The organism is Nocardioides acrostichi, assembly GCF_015319165.1.
Lineage (GTDB): Bacteria > Actinomycetota > Actinomycetes > Propionibacteriales > Nocardioidaceae > Nocardioides > Nocardioides acrostichi.
Map to the genome: position 1 here is coordinate 393,041 of NZ_JADIVZ010000002.1, position 15,921 is coordinate 408,961.

The window sequence follows — 15,921 nt, forward strand, 5'->3', positions numbered from 1 at the left end:
GTGATCGATTGGGGGGTGCCCTCACGGGCATCAACACCTGCTCGGTAACCGCGAGGAGCGGAGCTGAGTCGGCTCACCCTTTCGGTTTCCACAAACCTTCCACAGGCTGTGGAGAGCGAACGCCGCAGCGCTCAGTGGCTGGTGCGGCGTCGGCGTTCCTCGACCAGTGACCGCGCGGCCGTGACCGGGTCGCCGGCCAGATGACGCGCACCCATCCGCAGCGCCACGGAGGCGTCGGCTCCCGACCCGGCGACGGCCACGTCGTACCGCTCGGTCAGCACGCTCAGATCACGGAGCCCCTCGGTGTCGAGGTCGAGGGCAACGGGCGACGCGGCGGCCAGCACGACCAGGTCGGGCCCGATCACCTCGGCTGCCGCGACGATCGACGACACGGGGGTGTTGGGTCCGAGGAACCGGGTGCGCCAGCCGGCGCGCTGGAGCACCACCTCGAACGCCTTGAGGGCGATGTCGTGACTCTCGTCGGGCGGACACGCGAGGAGAGCGGTCGGGCCTGTGCGCGAGACCGCGCCCACGGAGAGCGCGGCCAAGCGGGCCCGCACCAGGTCGCTGGCGAAGTGCTCGTCGGCCACGTCGAAGGCTCCCCTGGCCCAGCCATCGCCGACGGCCGCCATGAAGGGCAGCAGCACGTCGCGGATCGCGGCCTCGACCGACATCGCGGCGAAGGCGCGGTCGATCACCTCGTGCATGGAGCCGAGATCGTAGGCCACCATCGCGGCCTCGAGCTCGGACGCCGCCTGGCTCACGTCGAGCCCGTGTGCGGCGGCGTGTGCGGTCGAGGTGGGCCCGTGGGTGCGGACGCGCTCGCTCGCCAGGATCTCCGAGGCCGCCTGTCGGGCCGGGACGCCGCGCTCGCGCGCCGCGAGCATGGCGCGGGCCCGGCGTTCGTCGTCCGGCCCGTAGAGCCGGTAGCCGGCGGCGGTGCGTTGGGGGTCGAGCAGTTGGTAGCGCATCTCCCAGGCGCGCAGCACCGTCTCGCTGACGCCCACGCGGGTCGCCAGTGCGCCGATGCGGACACGCTCGGTCGATTCAGTCATGGCCGACCCATTCTGGCGGCCTCGGGTGCGGTTTCGCAGGTTCGGGGCCTGGTGTCGATTACTTGCGTGCCAGGCGGGATACCGGGGGGGCATGGAAGAGCAGAACGAGTACGCAGGGAGGCCCGTGCGATGACCGCGCCACCACCATCGCGGCCCCTGGGATCGCTCATCGACGAACTCGGCGTGGGCCACGAGCCTGCGGAGGGCGAGCTCGTGTTGGGTGCCGTCGTGCTGCTCAAGGTTCTGGAGCCGGACGGGCAGGTCTCGATGAGATCGACCTGGTCGCCCGGTCTGACCTGGATGGAGCGCGTGGGCATGCACCAGGCCGCAGCCCAGACCGACATCCCGATGCGTCCGTCGGGACGATGGGACACCGCCGAGCTCGACGGTGTCGACGCACGCGACGACAGCTGACGTCGCCCCGCTCCCACGCCCATCGTAGGCGCCTCCTCGGCTTCGTTCGGCTCAGCTGGCCACCGGATGAGGCGCGTGCAGGGCGCCGGCGAACTGTGAGAGGACGCGGCGCAGGAGGCGGGAGACCTGGATCTGGGTCATACCCAACTGCTCGGCGATCTCGCGCTGGGAGAGCTCGTCGGCGAAACGCAGTCGGACGACGTCGCGCTCGCGCGTTGAGAGCTGAGCCAGCAACGGCTCCACGACGAGCCGCGCCTCGGTCTGCTCGGCCGCGCGGTCGCCCGCGGGCACGTCGCGGGGGGCCTCGCTGTCGCCGACCGGGGCGTCGAGACTCGTGAGCGAGAAGCACGACCGTGCCGCCAGCGCCTCACGCACCGTCTCGACCGATTCCTCGACCTGGGCGGCGAGCTCGGACACGCTGCGCTCGTCGAGGCGGTCGAAGTCTCGCTCGGAGCGGAGCAGTCGAGAGTGCGCCCGCTGGACGCCCCGCGGGGGACGGATGGTCCACCCGTGGTCGCGGAAGTGGCGGCGAATCTCGCCGGTCATCGAGGGCACGGCGTAGGAGAGGAAGTCGCGGCCGTGCGCGGGGTCGAAGCTGCGCGCGACGCGCACCAAGGCGAGGTAGGCGACCTGGGTGAGATCCTCGAGCGGGATGCCGCGGTTGGAGTAGCGACGAGCCAGCGCCTCGGCGATGCGCATGTTCAACTCGACGACGCCCTCGAGGCATCGGGCGCGTTCGGCGTCGTCCCCGCGCGCGGCGGCCTCCGCGGCGCCGATGAGCAGGTCCGCCGTGCGGGCGGCCCGCTCCTCGTGGCTGAGGGAGAACCTCGGTGCTCGCTCTTCGCGGGGGGAGGTGGTCATGGCAGAGACTGTAGAAGTTTCTACAAACCTTGTACAGCGATCACCCCTTCGGTTTCGACGCCGGTAGCGGAGGTGTCTGGGGGCCCTCGGTGCGGACCGTCGGGCGGATGGCCCGATGCGAGATCCCGACCGGGTTTCCCCGCGGTCGCACCCTCCCGGCTCCCGCGGGAATCGGGGCCGCCTGTGGTCGCGGTTGCCTGTGTGCGCGCCGCGAGCCGGGCAGAATGCCTCCCGTGCCCCCGTATCCCCCCTCGCAGCGCAGCCCGTTCGGCTCGTGGCTGCTGGGGCCGCAGGGACAGTCGCCGCGCCGGCTGCGGTGGCGCATCCAGATGCTGCTCACGGTCTTCATCACCACCACGCACCTGCTGGGGGCCGGCGTCGTCGTGGTGCTCAGCGTGCTGGTCGTGCCCGCGCCACGCGCCAACCACGCGATGGGCCTGGCGACGGTGATCGGCGTCCCGGTCTACGTGGCGCTTGCCGTGCTGGTCGGATCCGTGTGGGGTACCCGGGTCTCCTTCGGGGCACTGCTGTGGGTGCTCGACGAGCGCGAGCCGACCCTGCGGGAGCGGCGCCGCGCACTGCGCGTGCCACTCAACCTGACGCTTCTCTCAGGCGTCCTCTGGGGGCTCGGCCTCGTGCTGTTCGTCGTGCTCGCGGTGCTGATCCAGCCCGAGCGGGTGCTGGGCATCGCGCCGACGGTGGGCATCGGCGCCATCGTCGTGTGCACGATCACCTATCTGCTCAGCGAGTTCGCTCTGCGCCCGCTCTCTGCGCTGGCGATGGCCGCCGGGGCCGAGGCGCGACCGCGTGGACTCGGCGTGGGCGGGCGGCAGTTGACGTTCTGGTTGCTCGGCACCGGAGCCCCGCTGGTGGGCCTCGCCTTCGGCGCGGTGGCAGCCCTCGTGCGCGACGACGTCACGGTCACGAGGCTGGCGGTGCAGGTGCTGGTCGTCAGCGGTGTCGTCTTGGCCTTCGGATTCTTCGTCACCACCCTCAACGCCCGGTCGGTCGTGGCGCCGCTGGCCTCGGTGCGCGAGGGGATGGCCGAGGTGCAAAGCGGCCGGCTCGACCTGCGGCTCCCCGTCTACGACGCCACCGAGCTCGGCCGCCTCCAGGACGGCTTCAACCACATGGCCGAGGGGCTGGCCGAGCGGGAGCGGCTGGCCGACCTGTTCGGCCGCCATGTCGGCCAGGACGTCGCCCGCGCGGCCGCCGACAAGGAGGTCGCCCTGGGCGGTGAGTCGCGGGAGGTCACGGTGCTGTTCGTCGACCTGGTGGGCTCGACCCGGTTCGCCGCCGACCACAAGCCCGCGGTCGTGGTCGACATGCTCAACGGCTTCTTCGACGTGGTGGTCGAGGAGGTGCTGCGCGAAGACGGTCTGGTGAACAAGTTCGTGGGCGATGCGGTGCTCGCGGTCTTCGGCGCCCCCACCGACCTACCCGACCACGCCGCCCGCGGCGTCCGGTGCGCGCGGCGCATGGCTGGGCGCCTGGCCGAGGAGCAGCCGCAGATCGCTGCCGGCATCGGGGTCTACGCCGGCACGGTGGTCGCCGGCAACGTCGGCACCCAGGAGCGTTTCGAGTACACCGTGATCGGCGACGCGGTGAACGCCGCCTCGCGGCTGACCGAGGTCGCCAAGGGCGTCGAGGGCCGGGTCGCGAGCACGGTCAGCACCATCGAGGCGGCCGGCCCGGAGGAGCAGGCGCACTGGTGCCGGGGCGAGACCCTCACGCTGCGCGGCCGGTCTAAGCAGACGCGGGTGGCCCGCTTGGCGCGCCCGACGAGCGCAGCCGAGCCGAGGGGCGAGCATGACGGCGAGGTCGGGGAGCGGAGTCAGGCGATGGAGACCGGCGGGGTCTGAATCGTCGAGGTCGTCGTCGCGCCGGCCGGTCGGGTCGCTCGGTCGTGCTCGGGGACGCCCCCGCCGCGCAGCAGCGAGAGCATCTGGTTGGCGGCGTCCTCGGCAGCCGGTCGCTCCTGCGGCTCCAGCGCGGTCATCGAGGCGAGCAGGCGCGGCCAGCCGCGAGGCAGGGAGGCCGGGATGGTCGGGAATCGGGCCAGTCGGGCGAAGGCGATCTCGTCGCTGTTGCCGGTGTGGTACTCGCGCCGACCGGTCAGCGCCTCGAGCAGCACCAGTCCGGCGGCATAGACGTCGGTGCGCCCGGTGACGGTGTCGCCCCGGACCTGCTCCGGGGCGAGGTAGGCGCGCGTGCCCAGGGTGCGCCCCTCGGTGTCGTGGGCCGGTGAGCCCTCGGTGGCGGCGACGCCGAAGTCGGTGAGGTGGGCGTGGCCGCGCTGGTCGAGCAGCACGTTCGCCGGGTTCACGTCGCGGTGCACCACGCCGCGGCTGTGCGCGTGGGCGAGGGCGTGGCACAACTCGATGCCGATGCGGGTCACGTGGTCGGCCAGCAGCGGGCCGTCGGCGATCGCCGCGGAGAGGTCACGGCCCTCCACGAGCTCGAGCACCATCCAGCCCTCGGCGGGCGCGGCGTCGAGCACCCGGATGATCCGCGGGTGCTGGAGGCCGGCCATGACACGTGTCTCCTCGGCCAGTCGGGCGCGGGACGCCGTGTCGGATTTGTCGGAGCGCAGCCGCTTCAGGGCCACGGCGCGCCCCAGGCGGGCGTCGTCGGCCCGGAACACCTCCGCGAAACCGCCCCGACCGATGACTTCGTGTAGGCGGTATCGACCCGCCAGTCGTGTGTCGTCGCGCGGGGTCGACGCGTGTTCGCTGCCCATTCATGCTCCCTCGGCCTCGACCATGGTGCCCCATGTCGCGGTGTCCCACGCGCGCCACGCTCAGTCGATCTAAAGGGTGAGGCGAGCCGCCTCGGCCAGCGACGGGCCGTACCAGGTGAGCAGACGTCCGCTCACCAGGCGCGTGGGAGTGCGGCGGAACACCTCGGGACCGTCGTCCGCCGTGAACAGGTACGGCTCGTCGGGCAGCAGGGCGACGTCTGCACCGCAGGCGTCGAGCTCGGCGAGGTCGACGGCAGGGTAGCGGTCGGGACCGTCGGCCTCTGCGTGCACGACCTGCCAGCCCAGCCGGCGGCAGAGGTCGGCGGTGAACGTGCGTGGCCCGACCACCATCCACGGGTCGCGCCAGATCGGCACCACGATCCGGTGGGTGATCGGCGGCGGCGGACCACACCAGGCGTCGGCGACCTCGGCGAGCCAGCCCGGCCGCGGCCAGCCGAGCACGTCGTCGAGGAGGTACTCGAACGCGGCGACGGCCTGCGGCACCGTCTCGATGTCGGTCACCTCCACCCGCACGCCCGCCTCACGCAGGCGGCGCACGTCGAGCTCGCGGTTCTCCTCCTTGTTCGCGATCACGATGTCGGGCTCCAGCGCCCGGATCGTGGCGAGGTCGGGGTTCTTCGTGCCGCGCACGCGAGCGACCGGGCCACCCGCCCGCGCGTCGAGGTCGGCGGGGTGCGTGCACCAGTCGGTGACGCCCACCAGGGCACCCGGGTCGACGCTCGCCAGGGCCTCGGTGATCGAGGGCACCAGGCTCACCAGGCGGTTCTCGCCTCGCGATCGCCTCACCGCAGTGCTCCCGTGAGCCAGAGCGCCAGCGCCACGACGCCGCAGATGAGCAGCCCACCCACCGCGAGGACCGCGAAGAAGAGGCCGACGAGCTCTGCGGCGCCGCGCTTCTGGCGCAGCCCGAGCCCGGTCGCCTCCTCCTCCACGATCCGACGACCCGCGCCGAGGTCGACCGACACCTCGGACTCCAGCGTGAAGCCAGGGCCGTTCCAGCGATAGGTTCTCTTGGTCTGCGTGCCCAGGAGGTGGCCACGCGAGGCGCTGGCTCCCCACGTGAGGCGACCGGTCGGGTCGCGGGTCACCGCGCGCTCCACGTCGACGACGGTGAACGTGCCGTCGCCGGGCTCGCGCACCTCGTGGGTCATGGTCGTCGACATCTGTGCGCGTAGCAGTGCGGCGGCCCTGAGATCTCGTCGCAGCGCGAAGCCGTCGTCGGTGAGGTGGATCACGTAGCCCGAACCCGGGAGACGAACTCGTACCGCCTGCTCGAGTCGGTACCGCTCGGGGTTGTCCACCGGGGTCGAGGTCAACGCAGTCTCATCGACCCCGAGGTCACCGGCTCCCAGCCGAGCCCGGCGTGCTCGGCGATGCGGTCGTCGAGGGCCTGCGCGACGTCGTCGGGCCACGGTGCGGTCTTGCGGTCCTTGAGGTCGATGTGCAGGAAGATCTCCTCGAACACGCAGCTGAGTCGCTCGTGGGTGTCGTCGAGGATGTACACCAGGGCATGCGCGGCTCGCTCGGAGCGGCCCAGCAGCCGCACCCGCACCGACATCCGGTCGCCGGTGCGCAACTCGGCCAGGTAGGTCACGTGGTGCTCGGCGGCGAAGCAGGCGTGTCCGGCCGAGGTCGGCCAGTTGATGGGGATGCCCACGCCGACGAGTGACTCGTCGAGCCCCTCGCTGCCGATGCCGAGGTAGTGCCGCACGTTGAGGTGACCGTTGTTGTCCTCGAAGGCGATCGGCACCGGCTGCTCGGCGAAGGCCGGCATCGGGGCGAGGGTCTCGTAGCTGGGCTGGGTGTCGGTGCTCACAGGGCGTGACCCTATCGCCGCATCAGACGCTGCGGCGATAGGCGCCGCCGACCTCGAAGAAGGCCTCGGTGACCTGGCCGAGCGTGCACACGCGGGCGGCGTCCATGAGCACGGCGAAGACGTTCTCGCCGCTCGTCGCGGCCTCCTTGAGCCGCGCGATCGCCTCGGCGGCCTCGGCCTCGTGGTCGCGACGGAACTGCTGCACGCGGTGCAGCTGGCCCTCCTTCTCCTCCTCCGTGGCGCGGGCGAGCTCGACGTGGGCCGGGGTGGCGTCGTCCGGTCGCTCGGCGAGGAAGGTGTTGACGCCGATGAGCGGCAGCGAGCCGTCGTGCTTGCGGTGCTCGTAGAGCATCGACTCGTCCTGGATGCGGCCGCGCTGGTAGCCGGTCTCCATCGCGCCGAGGACGCCTCCGCGCTCGGTGATCGCCTCGAACTCGGCGAGCACGGCCTGCTCGACCAGGTCGGTGAGCTCGTCGATGACGAACGAGCCCTGGAGCGGGTTCTCGTTCATCGCCAGGCCCCACTCCTTGTTGATGATGAGCTGGATGGCCAGCGCCCGGCGCACGGACTCCTCGGTGGGGGTGGTCACGGCCTCGTCGTAGGCGTTGGTGTGCAGGGAGTTGGCGTTGTCGTAGATCGCGATCAGCGCCTGCAGCGTGGTGCGGATGTCGTTGAAGTCCATCTCCTGCGCGTGCAGCGAGCGCCCGGAGGTCTGCACGTGGTACTTCAGCTTCTGGCTGCGCTCGCTTGCGCCGTACGCCTCCCGCATGGCGATCGCCCAGATGCGGCGGGCCACCCGGCCGATGACGGAGTACTCGGGGTCCATGCCGTTGGAGAAGAAGAACGACAGGTTGGGCGCGAAGTCGTCGATCGCCATGCCGCGGGCGAGGTAGGCCTCGACGTAGGTGAACCCGTTGGCGAGGGTGAACGCGAGCTGGCTGATGGGGTTCGCCCCGGCCTCGGCGATGTGGTAGCCCGAGATCGAGACCGAGTAGAAGTTGCGCACCTTGTTCTCGATGAACCACTCCTGGATGTCGGCCATGCACCGCAGCGAGAAGTCGGTGGAGAACAGGCAGGTGTTCTGCCCCTGGTCCTCCTTGAGGATGTCGGCCTGCACGGTGCCGCGCACGGTCGCGAGCGCCGTGGCGTCGTCGACGCCGTTCTCGCGCGCCTGGTCGAGGACGGTGTTGAGGAAGAACGCGAGCACCGTGGGGGCGGGGCCGTTGATGGTCATCGACACGCTCGTGGACGGCGAGAGCAGGTCGAAGCCGTCGTAGAGCGTCTTCATGTCCTCCAGCGTGGCGACGCTGACGCCGCTGGTGCCGATCTTGCCGTAGATGTCGGGCCGCTGCGCCGGGTCGTGGCCGTAGAGGGTGACGGAGTCGAAGGCGGTGGAGAGCCGGGTGGCCGGCTGGCCCTCGCTGAGCCGCTTGAAGCGACGGTTGGTGCGGGCCGGGTCGCCCTCGCCGGCGAACATGCGGGCGGGATCCTCGTTGTCGCGCTTGAACGAGAACACCCCGCCGGTGAAGGGGAAGTGGCCGGGCAGGTTCTCGCGGCGCCAGAAGCGCACCAGCTCGCCGTGGTCGTCGAAGCGGGGCAGCGAGACCCGGTTGATCTTGTTGCCCGACAGCGACTCCTTGGTGAGCCGGGTACGGATCTCCTTGTCGCGCACGCGCACGACCTGCTCGTCGCCGGAGTAGGACTCCACGACCGCCGGCCAGGCCTTGAGCTGCTTCTTGACGTCGGCGTCGAGCCGGTCGCGGGCGTCGTCGAGCAGGCCGGCGACCGAGTCGTGGAGGCGGCCCTCGCCGTCGGCGAGCTCGGCGGCGACGGCCTCGACGCGCTGGAGGCGGCGGGCCTGGTCGACGAGTTCCTCGGTGCGCGCGTGGTACCCGCGGACGGTGTCGGCGACCTCGGCGAGGTAGCGCACCCGGTCGCCGGGCACGACGGCGTCGAGGTGTGAGGAGGTGCGGACCTCGACGGCGGGCAGGGTGCCGTCGGCGACGGGCAGGCCGTGCTCGGCGAGCAGGCCGCGCAGGTGCTGGTAGAGCGCGGTGACGCCGTCGTCGTCGAAGGTGGCGGCCGAGGTGCCGAAGACGGGCATGTCCTCCGGCCGCTGGCCGAACGCCTCGCGGTTGCGCACGAGCTGGCGGCCGACGTCGCGCAGGGCGTCGGCGGCGCCGCGGCGCTCGAACTTGTTGATGGCCACGACGTCGGCGAAGTCGAGCATGTCGATCTTCTCCAGCTGGCTGGCGGCCCCGAACTCGGGCGTCATGACGTAGACGCTGGTGTCGACGAACGGGATGATCGCCGCGTCGCCCTGGCCGATGCCGGGGGTCTCGACGACGACGAGGTCGTAGCCGGCGGCCTTGAGCACGGTGATGACGTCGGCCAGCTGCTCGGGCAGCTCGTGGGCGCCGCGGGTGGCGAGGCTGCGGAAGAGCACCCGCTCGCGGTCGAGGCCGGTGAGGTCGAGGGAGTTCATCCGGATGCGGTCGCCCAGGAGCGCGCCCCCGCCTCGGCGGCGGGTGGGGTCGACGGCGACGACGGCCACGCGCAGCTTGTCCTGCTGGTCGGTGCGCAGGCGGCGCACCAGCTCGTCGGTGAGGCTGGACTTGCCGGAACCGCCGGTGCCGGTCAGGCCGAGCACCGGGGTGGTGCGGCCGGCGGCGGCGTCGCGCAGCCGGCTCAGGGTGGTGTCGTCGAGGCGGCCGGCCTCGGCGGCGGTGACGGCGCGGGCGACCGCCGCGCGCTCGCCGGTGAGCACGGCCTCGGCGTCGGGCGCGCCCACGCCCACGAGGTCGTAGTCGCAATCACGGACGACCTGGTTGACCATGCCGGGCAGGCCCAGGCGGGCGCCGTCCTCGGGAGAGAAGATGGTGACGCCGGAGTCGCGCAGCCGGGCGATCTCGTCGCGCACGATGACGCCGCCACCGCCGCCGACGACCTTGACGTGGCCGGCCCCGGACTCGCGCAGCAGCTGCACCAGGTACTCGAAGTACTCGACGTGCCCGCCCTGGTAGGAGCTGACCGCCACGCCCTGGGCGTCCTCCTCGATGGCGGCGTCGACGACCTCTCGCACCGAGCGGTTGTGGCCGAGGTGGATCACCTCGCAGCCCTGGGCCTGGAAGATCCGCCGCATGATGTTGATCGAGGCGTCGTGGCCGTCGAAGAGACTCGAGGCGGTGACGATGCGCACCGGGTTGCTCGGCTGGTGCAGGTCGGCGGATCGGTCGGTCACAGTCACTCCCGGCAAGATACTTGGATGTCCAACTATTCCGAGTGTAGAGGGCTACTCGCCAGTCGGGAAGCGGGCTGGTCGCCGGGTCAGGAGGGCGTGCTGGAGCGCTGCTGCCAGCGACGCACGATCTGGAGCGCAGCGGTGAGCAGCAGGGCGGCCCCGGCTGCGACGACGACCGCCACGCGGTCGTCGGGCAGCAACCGCCCCCCGGCCACGCCGACGGCGGCGTAGGCCGCCGACCACAGGGTCGCGGCCGCCACCGCGGCGCCGGTGAAGCGGCGCCAGGAGTAGCCGGTCAGGGCCGCGGCCAGCAGCACCGGGATCCGGCCGCCGGGCACCAGGCGCGAGACGAGCAGCGTGCGCAGCTCGTGCCGCTCGATGGCGGCGCGCAGCCGGGCGAGGTGGCCGTCGGGGTCGTCGGCGCGCAGCCAGCCGATGCGCAGGGCCAGCGGCGCCCCGGCCGCCCGCAGCGCCCCGTAGACGACGATGTCGCCGAGCCAGGCGCCGGCGGCGCCGAGGGCCACGACGAGGGCGATCTCCCACGGGTGCTCGTCGGCGGCCAGGGCCGCGGCGCCGCTCACGAGGGCACCGGTCGGCACCACCGGCACGATGGCACCGAAGGCGACGCCGCCGAAGAGCACGAGCAGCGCCACGAGGCCCAGGTTGGAGTCGATCACGCCAGCACCACCCGCTCGCCGTGCGCCGCGCGGAGCACCCGGGTCGGCGCGGCGAGCTGGTCCCTGCCCTGGGCGACCGCGGCAACGAAGCGCTCGCCGGGTGCGAGGAACAGCTCGCGGTGGCTGGCGGGGTGCAGCCGGCGCAGGCCGACGGGCCAGAAGGTGCCCCAGTGCACCGGCAGCGCCCATCGCGCGCCGACGGCGGCCACCGCCGCGGCCGCCTGCTGCGGGTCCAGGTGCCCGGGGCCGAGCGAGGGCCCCCACCCACCCACGGGCGGCAGGGCCAGGTCGACCGGCGCGACCTCGGCGAAGGCGGGCTGCGGGCCGGTGTCGCCGGGGTACCAGACGGAGCGACCTCCGGCGGTGAGCCGGAAGCCCAGGGCCGGCGGCCGGGAGCGCGACAGCGGCGTGCGGCGTCCGTCGTGAAGAGCGGGCAGGGCCTCGACCTCGACGCCGGCCACCCGCACGCTCTCGCCGGGCGCGAGGGGAACCACGCTGAGCCCGGATCCCGCCACGAAGGCCTCCCCGCCGCGCGGCACGATGACGGGGACGCCGGCGTCGAAGCGGGCCAGCGAGGGGCCGTGGCAGTGGTCGAGGTGCAGGTGGCTCACGAGCACCAGGTCGGCCTCGGCAGCGGCGGGCGGAGGAGTGGGGGCCGCGCGGCGCAGGTGGGCGAGCCGGTCGACGAATAGAGGGTCGAGGGCGACGCGCACGCCGCCCCCGATCGCGAAGTCGACGGTGGTGCTGGCGTGCCCCCACCAGGTCACCGCCAGGCCCGGCTCACTCATCGCGGCCCTCCTCGCGCAGTCCGAGGTCCACGAGTCGGCCGACGAGCACGTCGTGCACCTGCCGCCCGGTGAGGACGCCGTCGGGAACCCGCCACCCGCGCGGGTGCACCACGAACGCCTCGGTCTGGTCGCCGCCCAGACCACCGTGGGAGCCCACCAGTTCCTCGAAGGCCGCCACCTCGTGCAGCCGGGTGTCGAAGGCCGCCAGCACCACGAGGTCGCCCACGTGGTTGCGGGCGTCGAGTGCGAGCAGGTCGGCACGGGCCGTCTCGCCGTACGGTGCCAGGGGGTCGCGGCCGTGCTGCTCGGCCACCACCGGCTGCTCGGCATCGCCGCCGAGCACGAGATGACCCCCGGGTCCGTCGACCCGCACGGCACCGTCGTCGCACCGGGTCATCACGGCGCCGACGCCCGGGTGAGCCGCCAGCCTCTCGACCAGGCCGGGGTGCAGCCGTTCCAGGCGGGCATGGCTGAGCCTGGTCGGCTGGTCGGTGCGGTAGACGTGCGCCAGGCTTCCGGACACGGCGACGAGCAGGCGTGCGGGCTCGGGGGCGGGCTCGGGGGCGGGCTCGAGGTCGTGCCCGGCCGATCCGCGACGACGACGCGTGACCGTGCTCGCCGCGCTCGTGGCCGCGCGAGCCACCGCCCGCGACGCGCCTGCGCCGGCCGAGAGCACCAGCTGAGCCGGGATGCCGAGCTCGTCGTCGTCGGCGTCGGGTCCGGCGCCACCCAGACGAGGGTGGGAGCCGGCGGCGAGCTCCTCGACGACCTGCTCGAGGGTGCGACCCGTCAGCTGGCGGAACGTCGTGCCCTGCGCTTGGCCGTGGTCGGAGACGACGGCGATCTCGTACCGGCGCCCGACCTGCTCGGCCACCTGCTCGAGCAGGTGGAGCACCTGGTCGAGGTGCTCCAGGGTGCGCAGTGACTCCGGCCGCGTCGGACCCGCGTGGTGGGCGACCTCGTCGTAGTCGACGTAGTCGACGAACACCACGGGCGTGCCCCGGGTCAGCTGCTCGGCGACCACGCTGGTGGTCAGGTCGCGCAGCACCACGGTGGCCACACCCCGCAGCAGCGCGAACCGGCCACCACGACGCACCCGGGGCAGCACACCGCGGGCTCGCTGCCGTCGTGCCTGGTGCAACTCGGTGACGATCTGTCCGACGAGGAGCACGACCGAGCGCAGGAAGCCCGAACGGGCCGTGGCGAACGACGCGGCGCCGGCGTCGCCGCCGGGAGCGCGGGCGTCGGAGACGGTGAGCACGCGCTCCGGGGCGTCGCCGGAGAGCAGGTTCGAGACCGAGGCGCCGCCGTCGGCCAGCAGTCCTCGGCCCGTGCTGAGGGAGCGCTCCAGCGCTGCCGCGTCACCGGGGCGCGAGGCCGTCACCAGACGCCCCTGGTCGCGGTCCCACCAGCGGAAGCCGGGCACCGAGGTGGTGTCGCCGTGCAGCAGCACCGCCTGGCCCGCGGGCGTGGTCGCCGGGATGCCGGTGTGCCAGCGGCGCAGCTCGTGACTGCCGCCGCGCAGCCACCGGCTCAGCGTCGGCAGCGACCCGGCGGTGAGCGCCTGCCGCAGTACCGGCTCGCTCACACCGTCGAGCTGCACCACCAGCAGTCCGGGGCCGTCGACGCCGGCGCGTGGCGTGCGCAGCACGGCGCGCTGGAGTGTCTGGCCGAGGAACGCCTCGTCGGACCCGGCGTCGAAGAGCCAGTTCACCGCCGTCGCCGTGGCCGCTGCCGCCCAGGCGGCCAGCACGACCTCGCTGAGCGTGAAGGGCTCGACGGTGGGCAGCAGCGCCAGCGCGAGCGCGAGGATGCCGGCCTGGGCCAGGAATCCCGACACCAGGAGGCCGACGGCGCCGGTGAGCACCGTGAGCCGCACGATGAGGGGACGCAGGATCGCGCCGAGCGTCACCACGGTGATCGCGAGACTCGCGACCGAGGTGGCGCCTGCGTCGACCTGGGTGCCGGGGAGCACCCACAACGACACCGCCAGGGCCACGAACGACGTGATCAGCGAGCGGACGACCTCGGCCGTCCACGTCCAGGAGGGTCGGAAGGCGCCGATGCGCCGGCGCACCAGCCGCAGCAGCCGGCGTCCGCGATCGGGGCGGGTCGTGCTCGAGGCCTCTGCCGGGCTGCTCACCTCTGCACCGTGTCGCCGGCGGCCCCGCGCAGGCGGGTGAGCAGATCGGTGAGGTCGCGGACGTCGTCGGGGCCGATGCCAGGGGTGGAGAAGACCTCGTTGAGGTCGAGGGTGGCGCGCTCGACGACCGCGCGCCCGACGTCGGTGAGGGAGGCCAGGACGACACGACGGTCGTCGGTGCGGCGCTCGCGGTCGACGTAGCCCTGGGCCTGGAGCCGGTCGACGGCGCTGGTGACCGACGCGGGATGCACCTGGAGCAGGGAGCCGAGCCGCATCATCGGCATCCGACCCGCCTGGGAGAACGCGAGCAGCCGCAGGATCTCGTAGCGGGCGAACGTGAGCCCGTGCTGCTTGAGCACCGGGTCGATGCGCTCCATGAGCAGTTGCTGCACGCGCACCACGGACGTCACCAAGGCCATGCCGTCGGCGGCGGCGGCCCACCCGTGCGCCGCCCACTGCCGGTGCGCCTCGGCGATCGGATCCCGGTCGTCGCTCCTGCTCACGTGCCTCATTCTCCAGGACGCCGCACCGCCAGCACCGCGGTGCCGTCGAGGTCGCGGTCGTGGTGGTGCGTGGCGTGCCATCCGTTCCGCCGGGCGGTCTCGACCACGACGGGTGCTTGCGCCCGACTGGTCTCGATCGCGAGCGCGCCGCCGGGCGCCAGCCAGGAGGGCGCGTCGGCGAGGAGTCTGCGGTGCGGGTCGAGCCCGTCGGCACCGCCGTCGAGGGTGTGCAGCGGTTCGTGGTCGCGAGCCTCGCGGGGCATCGAGGCGATGTGCCGGGTGGGCACGTAGGGCGCGTTGACGACGAGCAGGTCGACGACGCCGTGTAGCTCGCCGGGCAGGGCGGCGAGCAGGTCGCCGGTGTGCACCCGTCCGGGTGGCAGGTTCTCGGCCGCGCAGGCGGTGGCGACCGGGTCGACGTCGGCGGCGTGCACCCGCGCCGTCGGAAGAGCCCGTCGCAGGAGCAGCCCCAGCGCCCCGCTGCCGCAGCAGAGGTCGACCACGGTCGGTGCCGGGGCGGGTGGAGTGCGCGAGGCCAGGTGCGCGACGCTCAGGCGCACCAGCAGCAGGCTGCGGGCCCGTGGCACGAACACGCCGGGACGCACGACCACGCGCACGCCGTCGAGCTCGGCCCACCCCAGCAGCGGTTCGAGCGGCTCGCCGGCCACGCGGCGCGCGGTGAGATCGGCGAGGCGCTGGCTGTCGCCGGCCGCCGACTCGCGCAGGAGCGCGGCCTCCGCCTCGGCGTACACGCAGCCGGCGGCGCGCAGCGAAGCGACCAGCGGATCTCCCACGACCCGCATCATCCCTCGCGTAGAAGTAGAACGTGTTCTAGGTTTGGCGGCATGAGCATCCTCGATCGCTTCACCCTGACCGACCACGTGGCCGTGGTGACCGGGGCAGGCCGCGGCATCGGCGCCGCGACCGCCGTCGCCCTGGCCCAGGCCGGAGCCGACGTCGTCATCTCCTCGCGCACCGCCGGCCAGCTCGAGCAGGTGGCCGAGCAGGTCCGTGCGACCGGACGTCGGGCGCTCGTCGTCGCAGCGGATCTCGCCGACACCGACGCGGTCGCCGGGCTGGCCCAGGCCGCGTTCGACGAGTTCGGTCGCCTCGACACGGTCGTGAACAACGTGGGCGGCACGATCCCGAACGCCCTGCTCGACACCGACGTCGACTACCTCGAGGAGGCGTTCCACTTCAACGTCTCCACCGCGCACGCCCTCACCCGCGCGGCCGTGCCCCTGATGCTCCGGGGGCCCGACGACGCCCAGCGTTCGATCACCTCGATCTCCTCGATGATGGGGCGCGCTGCCGGTCGTGGATACCTCGCCTACGGCACGGCCAAGGCCGCGCTCGCGCACTGGTCGCGACTCGCCGCCACCGACCTCGCACCGCGCATCCGCGTGAACGGGATCTTCGTCGGGTCGGTCATGACCAGTGCCCTGGAGTTCGTCGCCGGCGTGCCCGAGACGAAGGCCGAGATGGAGACCGCGACCCCGCTCGGGCGCATCGGCGAGGCCGACGACATCGCGGCGGGCATCGTGTACCTGGCGTCGAAGGCGGGGCAGTACGTCACCGGCAAGATGCTCGAGATCGACGGCGGCATCCAGCAACCCAACCTCGACCTCGGTCTGCCCGATCTCGTCTAGGGTCGTCTAGGGT

General features: G+C 72.9%; 15 protein-coding genes. 3 read left to right on the forward strand and 12 right to left on the reverse strand.

Features of this window, described 5'->3' with window-relative positions:
• Positions 1 to 131: 131 nt before the first annotated feature.
• The gene (locus tag ISG29_RS06725; RefSeq protein WP_194502601.1) at positions 132 to 1,055 is read right to left on the reverse strand and encodes a MerR family transcriptional regulator; all 924 of its coding nucleotides are present in this window, start codon (positions 1,053 to 1,055) and stop codon (positions 132 to 134) included.
• 129 nt (positions 1,056 to 1,184) lie between these two features.
• Here ISG29_RS06725 and ISG29_RS06730 point away from each other — a divergent pair, with 129 nt between their 5' ends.
• Positions 1,185 to 1,469 (forward strand): hypothetical protein, encoded by a 285-nt coding sequence (locus tag ISG29_RS06730; RefSeq protein ID WP_194502602.1) that lies wholly within the window; start codon positions 1,185 to 1,187, stop codon positions 1,467 to 1,469.
• Between the two features lie 51 nt (positions 1,470 to 1,520).
• On the opposite strand, the gene ISG29_RS06735 is transcribed toward ISG29_RS06730, so the two are convergent.
• The gene (locus ISG29_RS06735; protein ID WP_194502603.1) at positions 1,521 to 2,330 is read right to left on the reverse strand and encodes a sigma-70 family RNA polymerase sigma factor; all 810 of its coding nucleotides are present in this window, start codon (positions 2,328 to 2,330) and stop codon (positions 1,521 to 1,523) included.
• 224 nt (positions 2,331 to 2,554) lie between these two features.
• Here ISG29_RS06735 and ISG29_RS06740 point away from each other — a divergent pair, with 224 nt between their 5' ends.
• Positions 2,555 to 4,192 (forward strand): adenylate/guanylate cyclase domain-containing protein, encoded by a 1,638-nt coding sequence (locus ISG29_RS06740; protein WP_194502604.1) that lies wholly within the window; start codon positions 2,555 to 2,557, stop codon positions 4,190 to 4,192.
• Here ISG29_RS06740 and ISG29_RS06745 read toward each other — a convergent pair.
• From ISG29_RS06745 to ISG29_RS06790, 10 genes are all read right to left on the reverse strand, one after another.
• Positions 4,165 to 5,070 (reverse strand): serine/threonine-protein kinase, encoded by a 906-nt coding sequence (locus ISG29_RS06745; protein ID WP_194502605.1) that lies wholly within the window; start codon positions 5,068 to 5,070, stop codon positions 4,165 to 4,167. The genes ISG29_RS06740 and ISG29_RS06745 overlap by 28 nt on opposite strands.
• A gap of 69 nt (positions 5,071 to 5,139) precedes the next feature.
• A complete protein-coding gene (locus tag ISG29_RS06750) occupies positions 5,140 to 5,847 on the reverse strand; it encodes a helical backbone metal receptor (RefSeq protein ID WP_328828250.1) in 708 nt (235 codons plus the stop codon).
• Positions 5,848 to 5,873: 26 nt separating this feature from the next.
• The gene (locus ISG29_RS06755) at positions 5,874 to 6,407 is read right to left on the reverse strand and encodes a hypothetical protein (protein WP_194502606.1); all 534 of its coding nucleotides are present in this window, start codon (positions 6,405 to 6,407) and stop codon (positions 5,874 to 5,876) included.
• The gene (locus ISG29_RS06760) at positions 6,404 to 6,907 is read right to left on the reverse strand and encodes a thioesterase family protein (RefSeq protein WP_194502607.1); all 504 of its coding nucleotides are present in this window, start codon (positions 6,905 to 6,907) and stop codon (positions 6,404 to 6,406) included. The genes ISG29_RS06755 and ISG29_RS06760 overlap by 4 nt, the downstream gene beginning before the upstream one ends.
• A gap of 22 nt (positions 6,908 to 6,929) precedes the next feature.
• Positions 6,930 to 10,154, reverse strand: coding sequence for a fused isobutyryl-CoA mutase/GTPase IcmF (gene icmF / locus ISG29_RS06765; RefSeq protein WP_328828252.1), 3,225 nt, complete (start codon positions 10,152 to 10,154; stop codon positions 6,930 to 6,932).
• 80 nt (positions 10,155 to 10,234) lie between these two features.
• On the reverse strand, positions 10,235 to 10,825 hold the full coding sequence (locus tag ISG29_RS06770; RefSeq protein ID WP_207792822.1) for a DedA family protein: 591 nt from the start codon (positions 10,823 to 10,825) through the stop codon (positions 10,235 to 10,237).
• Positions 10,822 to 11,613 (reverse strand): MBL fold metallo-hydrolase, encoded by a 792-nt coding sequence (locus tag ISG29_RS06775; RefSeq protein WP_194502608.1) that lies wholly within the window; start codon positions 11,611 to 11,613, stop codon positions 10,822 to 10,824. Before ISG29_RS06775 ends, ISG29_RS06770 begins: the two co-directional genes overlap by 4 nt.
• Positions 11,606 to 13,756 (reverse strand): alkaline phosphatase family protein, encoded by a 2,151-nt coding sequence (locus tag ISG29_RS06780; protein WP_194502609.1) that lies wholly within the window; start codon positions 13,754 to 13,756, stop codon positions 11,606 to 11,608. Before ISG29_RS06780 ends, ISG29_RS06775 begins: the two co-directional genes overlap by 8 nt.
• Complete coding sequence (locus tag ISG29_RS06785) at positions 13,753 to 14,259, reverse strand: MarR family winged helix-turn-helix transcriptional regulator (protein ID WP_328828257.1); 507 nt, start codon at positions 14,257 to 14,259, stop codon at positions 13,753 to 13,755. The genes ISG29_RS06780 and ISG29_RS06785 overlap by 4 nt, the downstream gene beginning before the upstream one ends.
• A 5-nt stretch (positions 14,260 to 14,264) precedes the next feature.
• A complete protein-coding gene (locus ISG29_RS06790; protein WP_194502611.1) occupies positions 14,265 to 15,062 on the reverse strand; it encodes a putative protein N(5)-glutamine methyltransferase in 798 nt (265 codons plus the stop codon).
• A 42-nt stretch (positions 15,063 to 15,104) separates the two neighbouring features.
• Between ISG29_RS06790 and ISG29_RS06795 the strand changes: the two genes are divergently transcribed.
• Complete coding sequence (locus ISG29_RS06795; RefSeq protein ID WP_194502612.1) at positions 15,105 to 15,908, forward strand: SDR family oxidoreductase; 804 nt, start codon at positions 15,105 to 15,107, stop codon at positions 15,906 to 15,908.
• Positions 15,909 to 15,921: the final 13 nt, after the last annotated feature.